This window comes from Desulfonatronospira sp. MSAO_Bac3, from assembly GCF_003838035.1.
Classification (GTDB): domain Bacteria; phylum Desulfobacterota; class Desulfovibrionia; order Desulfovibrionales; family Desulfonatronovibrionaceae; genus Desulfonatronospira; species Desulfonatronospira thiodismutans.
The window spans coordinates 1-7,690 of sequence record NZ_QYZY01000315.1; the positions used below are offsets into that span (position 1 = coordinate 1).

Annotated in this window: 5 protein-coding genes and 1 pseudogene; all 6 read right to left on the bottom strand. The window is 49.8% G+C overall.

All coding sequences use genetic code 11. From position 1 onward, the window contains the following. Positions 1-1,211, bottom strand: a 1,211-nt coding sequence (brxL, locus tag D5S03_RS11075) for a BREX system Lon protease-like protein BrxL (protein ID WP_287044015.1), incomplete at its 3' end; no start/stop codon positions are given. 15 nt (positions 1,212-1,226) lie between these two features. Beyond that, complete coding sequence (pglZ, locus tag D5S03_RS11080) at positions 1,227-3,599, bottom strand: BREX-1 system phosphatase PglZ type B (protein WP_008869231.1); 2,373 nt, start codon at positions 3,597-3,599, stop codon at positions 1,227-1,229. Between the two features lie 5 nt (positions 3,600-3,604). After that, positions 3,605-4,276 (bottom strand): DUF4276 family protein, encoded by a 672-nt coding sequence (locus D5S03_RS11085; protein WP_008869232.1) that lies wholly within the window; start codon positions 4,274-4,276, stop codon positions 3,605-3,607. Beyond that, positions 4,273-5,388, bottom strand: coding sequence for an AAA family ATPase (locus D5S03_RS11090; protein ID WP_008869233.1), 1,116 nt, complete (start codon positions 5,386-5,388; stop codon positions 4,273-4,275). Before D5S03_RS11090 ends, D5S03_RS11085 begins: the two co-directional genes overlap by 4 nt. After that, a complete protein-coding gene (locus tag D5S03_RS11095) occupies positions 5,375-6,448 on the bottom strand; it encodes a hypothetical protein (protein WP_287044019.1) in 1,074 nt (357 codons plus the stop codon). The genes D5S03_RS11090 and D5S03_RS11095 overlap by 14 nt, the downstream gene beginning before the upstream one ends. Before the next feature lie 726 nt (positions 6,449-7,174). Beyond that, positions 7,175-7,660, bottom strand: a pseudogene (locus tag D5S03_RS13850) (Eco57I restriction-modification methylase domain-containing protein); the annotation flags it as partial. Positions 7,661-7,690 lie beyond the last annotated feature (30 nt).

Below are 7,690 nucleotides of genomic sequence, written 5' to 3' on the forward strand. Positions count from 1 at the left end.
AAAAACACTCTGTTCTGCAAAAGGTTGACCCGGCTTTCATCCCGAAGTCTGCTCCAGCATTCAGACAGAAAATCGCTTACCAGGCCGAAATGGTCGGTAAGATATTTTTTGCTGATTTTGGGAATATCCCAGCCGGGCAGATAGGCGTGCAGGCGATCCATAAAGGCCGTGTCGTCCCGCATTTCCTGGGGCATGGGACCAAACAGGTGCCCGATACGCTGCTGGTGTTCAACATCCACTTCAAAATTACCCACCATGACAATGGAGCCGTCAGCCCTGATGCTGTCCCTGCCGCGACTGAACTCCCCGGACTCCATGTACCCCTTCATGATGTTTACTCCGTCCTTTTGATCAAAGGAGATGCCGGAGATTTCATCAAAGCAGACCACATCGTACTGGCATACCAGGCCTCGCTGACCAGTGCCCATATGGACGAACATCCTGGCCACTGTGGCCTTGCCCCCGGAAATAAGATGGGCATAGGGCGATACCTGCTGAAAAAGGTGGCTTTTTCCTGTGCCCCTGGGACCCAGCTCCACCATATTGTAGTTGCGTTCCACAAAGGGAACCATCCTGAGCATAAAGGCGTTTTTTTGTCTCGGGGAGAGGGTGGAGGCCTCTAAACCAATGGAGCGCAGCAGAAAGTCTTTCCATTCTTCCGTGCTGAAATGTTTTCTGGCTTCAGCCAGATGGTCCAATACGTCCCTCTGGGAGAGCTGGATCTCTCGCAGGGCCTCGACTCCGAAAGGCCGTCCGTTTTTTTCCTGGGCAATATACGGGTCATAGCTCAGGGTAATTTCTGCGTAGAAGCCGCCGGTAAGCATTCTTTCATTCTTTATCACCAGCTCGGGATCAATGCGCACATCTGTCAGCCTCAGGCTGGGCAGTGCAGTTATATAAGAATCTGTTCTGGCATCCAACCTTGCGGTTATGGAGTCAATAATCTTGACCTGTCCAGCCTCCTTGGCCCTGGCCTTGAAAAGTTCTTCCTCGCCGGCCTTAACGGTCCTTGATTTGAGCTGCTTCTGGACAATTTCCAGGCCTTCCTCTATCTCTTCCCATTCCACACTGGCGCAATAACGCCCCAGCAGAAACTCCACCACATAGGTGGGCACTGGAAACTGCCTGCTGAAAGTACGCACCAGATCTTTGCGTACCAAGTATCCATCAAGGACCTGGGAAGCCTTCTTGTCCAGATAGTCAAGTTCCATGTCTTATCCCCAATATCAGCCGCCGATGATGGTCGAAGTCTGAGAAATCAGCTGGCCTTCAGCATTGATCAGTACGATATGAGCCTCCTGGCCCTCAAACTGTTCATCCTCCACCACGACCGAAGCAGAGCCATCCTTTTTCAAAAGTTTGAGCTTGAGCACCAGGCTGGATGAAGCCTCTCCAGGGCTGGTACGCACGTCCAGCCATAAATCCTGGGTCCACCCCTCAACGACGACTGTGCAACGCAAACCCTTCCATACCACATCCATCAACTGCAGTGATTCTTCCGCCCGGGCAGCAGGTCCGGCAAAGACGGTTAGCTTCAACAGAAGGCATTCCTGCAGGCTCAAGCCTCCGTGAGAATACTCATCATTCCTGCGAAAACAGCTTATGCCATCAGCCAGGGCAAAATGTCTGTCTGGATTCCAGTACCAGGGGTACAGATTTTCATCTGTGTCCGCCCCGGACTTGATGACCGCGCACCGGCTCCATTTGGTCTGGGTCAAGGCCCTGGGCAGTTCAATCTTGGGCAGTCCACCGGGGAGCAAAAGCCAGCCGTGATCGGTCACCACCCTGATGGCTGTCCAGCCGGCTTGAATAAGGTCCTCGATGCGATCCCTGACTTCCCTGAGCAGGCGATCCACATGAGCGGACAGTTTCCATCCCCATTCGTGGCCTTCATGGTCAATGTCTCCAAATTCAACCCACAATTTTTTGACCTCCAGTTCTGAAATCCGGGGCAAAGGGTCATTCTGCCTGCAAACGGTCCACTGGTTTTCCTGAAGGAGTTTTTTAAAGTGATGCGCTGTGCACGGTTCGAAGTTTTCCTGCGAAGCCTGGGCAGCAGAAATGTGTCCGGCTACCGGGGAGGCTGCCGGCTTTCCTGTGGCTGTGACGCTTGGCAGAGCCGCCCAGCCAAGCTGCCTGGATACACTGATACCTTTTTCTTCCAGCAGCGTCTGCAAACGCCTGGCGCAGTCGAAACGCAGTCCATCCACAAACAGACAGCATTCAAAATATACTTCCTGTTCTTCCTGCACATGGCTTACGGAATGTTCTTTCAGCCACAACCGCTGTAAATGTCGGGAACTTTCCTGAGACCAGGGCAGGTAGACCGTTCTCAGAGCAGAACTGAGGGCTTCAAAATCCTCCTGTCTGTGGACACAGGCCAGGGCTCTTAAAAGAGCATCGTCTGCTTCCCAGCCCCAGTCAGAATATCCAGCAGCCAGATCAGATAATGTCCCAGCAGCCAGGGTATTCCTGGTGACTTCGGCCATTACAGCCAGGTGCTTCAAAGACATGGCCAGGGGAGACAAGCCCAGTTCAGCCCAGACGTAATTGCGCCGCGAGGCATGAATCTTTTCCAGCTCGATTATTTCCTGTCTGGCATTATGGGCTGGCAGTTCCTTCAGACCAGAGAGATTTTCTCTCAGGTTTTTCTCCTGTTGTTCGTTCCATTGCGGCCAACCTGGAAATTCGCCGCCTACATACCACATAAGAGACCCTGCCGGCGGCCTGCATTTTCTTATCTGCCCGGGGATACCCGGATATCTGTGCGGTGCTTCCCTGTATCTGGACCAGACGGAACGCCACTGGTTTTTCTGTTGGGCCAGGTTGTGGGCTGCTGTAAGCACGCCCTGTTTTTGAGGGTCAAATCCAAACTGGGACTTGCAGACCTGGACGAATGCTTCCCAATGGTTTTTATCCAGCCTGTTTCTAAAATCGTCCGGGGCGCTGATCCATTGCAAAAGATCGCGAACAGGGTCACCACCGGAAAGAAGATTGTGGAAATAGTCTTTATCCAGCCGCTTGCACTCAAGCAGGTCCACATCTTCGTCAAGCAAGGGCATAAGCGCTGTACGGATGGCTCTTTTGGTCTCACTGTCCCGGGCTACATCCAGGCCGAGACCTCCCTGGTCCGATTTGAGGAAAGCCAGAATGGTCCAGTCTTTGGCATTGACCTGGGACCAGATGACCCCCCGGTACTGCAGCTCAGCCAGGGGCTTTAAGGAATCCGGACAGCTCTCTACTGCCCTCAAATCCTGCCGGCTTACTCCCGGCAGATAAATGACAGGTGTAGCACCGCTGTGAACAACAGGAAATTGTGAGTTCAGGGATTCAGATACAGGGGCATCACAAACCTGCTCTACATTCGCGCTGGAAAAAAGAATTACGCATCTAAGCCAGATGGCTGGGCCGGTACGCTGTTCAGGGCTGTATTTTCCAAGAACGAAAAGCTCGGGCATTTCCTGCAGAAGCCTGTTCACAGCCGGTTCCCATTGTCTGTCCCAATCCGGCCATAATATGCAGGACGGAGCAGCCTGAACTTCGGGGTTATACAGGGCTGCATCCCGAATGGAGCGCAAGATGTGGTCTATTACTCGCATATGTTTTATCCTGCTGTGATCTTTTCTATACGGGACAGCCAATCATGAAATAGAGGACATTCCTTGCGGATAATATCCAACCCTATTTCCAGAGCGGCCAAAAGGCCATGAAGGGGTTTTTCATACTCAGAACACAGTTTTTGTATGCGCTTGCTGGGTGCAAATTCATATCTGTCGTTAATTTCTTCAGGTGAATTGAACTGATCTCTAATTTTCAAAAAATGCTGCGTAAGTTTTTGGTGGTACATTCCCCGAGCCATGGCAGCAGGGTCACTGAAAAGCAACCCTTCGAATTCATGCATCTGCACGTATGGGATAAAACGGCGCATAGGTTCAGGTCCAAGCTTTTCTTCCAGATGCTCAGATATTGACATAATCACGCAGTTGAATTTCTGTTCGTGGTCATTGTATTTCCCTGCCTCTGATTTGCCGGGAAAGTCTCCAGGCAGACCGTAATAATCAAAAAATGTAGTGCAATAGGCTGCTTTATCTCCGAGCAGCTTGTTTCGAATATCTTTGTATAGCCTTTCAAAACGAAGATTTCCCCCCTTGTGACCAGGTTTACCGATGAGGGCAGGTTGAGCCAGGACATTTATGGAGGCCAGTGAGTGTACAAGCAATTCGTTGACGAAACGTTCCTCGGTTTGCCCCTCGCATATGACATGCACCCGGATCATGAGCGTGGCCTCCCACCCAGGATATTCTTTTCCCACAGTTCTCCTATGGAATAATCTTCCAGCCAGGAAATGAACTCTTCTTGATTATAACGATTAAAAACAGTGGCCTCTTGCTTGCGCTCAACTACCACTAGATCGTTAATGGAAAATTCGTTTACCAGAGGCACTGACTGGGTGGATACAATAACCTGCATTCGCTTGGATGCCGAGCGAAACATGGAACCCAGCAGGGAGATGGCATAAGGGTGCAGTCCCAGCTCCGGTTCATCGATGATGATTGTCGATGGTGGGTCAGGCTGCAAAAGAGCGGTAGCCAGACAGATAAAGCGAAGAGACCCGTCCGAAAGTTGGCTGGGCCAAAAGGCGTAGTCACTATCCTTTTGCTTCCACAACAGGCGGATCTGCTTTTCCTCAGAGGGCAAAGTCTGAGGTTTGAAGGTAAAGTCATCAAAAAAGGGAATGACCAGTTGGATGGTTTTGCGTATTTGCTGGTAAATATTCGGATGTTCCTCTGCCATGCGGTATAAGAAGGCAGCCAGATTGGATGCGTCCGGACGCAGGTAATCATTGTCGTGCAGAGCCCCCAGGCGCTTCATTCCGGCTGTGTCACTGGTATCATGGAAATGAAATACCTTCCAGCTGGAAATGGAGCTGTAGCAGTAATCTGCTGTTGAGCCAGGTTTGCATGTATTATAGTATTCTTTTAGTTTTGCCTCTGAATGTCCAGAACCTAAGTCCGTCCAGGAAGGACCGTAATAAGGTCCCTGGAAAAACAGTTTTTCTTTTGCAAAGGAAAACCCTCCTTCCACCGTTGGTTCCAGAGAAAACATGTAACCGTTTAATGCAAACTCGATAAAGGACTCCAGCCGGGTTGTCTCCTTGACCCCAAAGCTCATTATACGATCCGCCGAGCCCTTGATGCGGGTCCATTTCTGCAGCCTCCCTTCCACCATCTCGCCCAACATATGAAAATAGGTCATCAGATTGCTTTTGCCCGCACCATTGGAACCAATAAACACGTTCAGCATGCCCAGGGGAAAGCGATCCATGTTCTGGATGGACATGAAGCCCTTGATAGTCAGGTAATCAATAGACTTTTTAGTTGTACTCATTATTATTTCCCCTGGACTTGAATTTTTCCTGCAGGTTCAAATGGTGATCATTGATACGTTCGCCTTTGAATAAATGATACCAGGGAGCGGACTGGACATCCTTGCCCCGGTCTTTGTTCCACTTGATATTTGGTTTGTCCCGGAGAATGCCTGCCCCCTTTTTGCTGACGTCGCCTACAGTCATGAAGGGCCGGATGTTCAGACGGACACCATCGTTGAGGTCCGGGTTCCAGCCTATGGGCTGCTTCTCAATAGGTTTCCAGCGGACAAATATATCGTATGGATTTTCTCCCTCGAGTATCAGCTCAAGTTTCTTTTTCAGACTCTCTGCCGCAGCCAGCTTTTCCTCTGCTGCGTCCACACCCTCGGACACGGCCTGTTTCTGACGGGCGATCCAGTCGCCCAGATAGGTATAGGTCAGGGTTTCCAGGTTTTTGAAGTCCAGCCGGTGGTAGTTGACCAGGGCGGAAAATCCGTCGCGCAGGCCATCCCAGATATGCCAGATAAAGGGGCGGTGATGGAAAAGCCGGCAATGCTGGGCAAAAAACTTATCCCTGAGCCAGCTTTCCAGGGTCTTTCCGGCGTTACCAGCCTCAGTCAGGAGCTGGTTCAGGATATTGTTGGACCATTCACTGCCGTAAGATCTGACCAGGATTTCAAAAAGCCTGTCTGCTGCTGCCGCCTCTCCGCGCACAGGAGGTATGCAGACAATGCCGTCTTCATCAGCCAAGGGCAAAAGCTCACCTGCTTTCTGCACCCACCAGCGCTGTTCATCAGCCAGTTCCATTTCCGGATCCAGCTCAGCCGGCCAGCGGTAACCCAGAAGTCTGGCTACAGCGACATGCAGGACATTTGCTTCAATGCGCAGGGGGCCATGAGCGGTCCACTTCTTGTCCTCATCCCAGATCACAGAACCGCAGGGATGGCCATGGAATATCCACTGGGTGGGGTCATCAGAATAGGGCTGAGGCAGGCCATGTGGGTACTCTTCCTGGGCTACTTTGGACCAGTGGTTGAGGTCAAATTCAAACTTTTCAAAATAACCATTATCAACGCTCAAAGCTTGATTAGTTTCTTCAGCTACTTTTTTCAGAGTGCTGGACTTTGCAAAAGACAAAAAAAATGATAAGTTAACTTTGAATTTGGGTATTATTACTGGCACTAAACTATGAAAATAGTCTCCACAATATATTGCTGGAGAGAGCGATCCAACCCGATCAATTGCTATACCCCATTTCCCCCAAGCATCTTTACCTCTTAATGCTCCAGTTTTAAGCTCACCCGTTGTAATTCGGACATCGACCAAGTTGTGCCTACCCCCATATAAAGATCTACCATGACTCGGCGCTTGAAGCAGTTGCCAATATGTATAATTATCTGAATTCTGAATAAACTCCCAAAACAATCTCTTTAAACGTAAATCATCTCCTGTTGTTAAACCCTGGAAGCAATTTGCGAAATCCCTAACAATCCCAAATCTAGATCTATTTCCAAGCTTTATTGTCGCGTCAGGATTATCTAGTTGCTTTACTTGCTCAACAGAGTTAATATCCATCTCATAAATCTGCTTGGCCTTTTCCTGGGCTGGGTGAAAATCACTTACATCCAGGCCTCTAATCATATTGGAATGTGCGTCCTGTAGCATATCTTTTTTGAGCATGAGGGTGGAAGGCTTTTCAATCTTCAGGCTTCTGCTGATGCTTAGAAGTATCGCCTTAACTACCTCCCCGCTGATGGTTTCAAAAGCCCCTGGCCCCAGCCTGGCTATCAACTGCCAAACATCCTGTTTTAGCAGCTTTTCCCGGAATTTTTTATAGCTGGTCAGAAAAAGCCAATTTTGAGGAAATACAGCGGAAACATTGCCGCTGCTGACACCTTGTCTTCTATCCTGGCCTTGATTGACTAAATTATTGTTGATGCAGAATTCAAGACATCTATCCAGAAATACAGTGGCCAGGTCGTTCTTGGCTTCCTTGTAGTATTCCTGGCAGAATTCCTTAAGAGCCTCATCCTGTTTGCCTCTGGCCAGATAAGGCACATTAGTCACCACAAAATGATATTTTTCAGCCAGAAGGGTTGTAGCCTTGGCAATGCCCTGAGCCACAACTCCCATTTCGAACTTCTCGTAGTCGCCCTTTTCCCGGCTCATGATTTTTTGAACCAGTTCAAGAGCTCGCTGGTAGTTTTCCCGGGTCCAGTAGCTTTGTTCGGCGATTCTTGTTGGATTGAGAAGTGAACCCAGGACCGGAGCGTTTTTAAACATGTCATACATCTGATCCAGGGTATAACGCAGTTTCACATC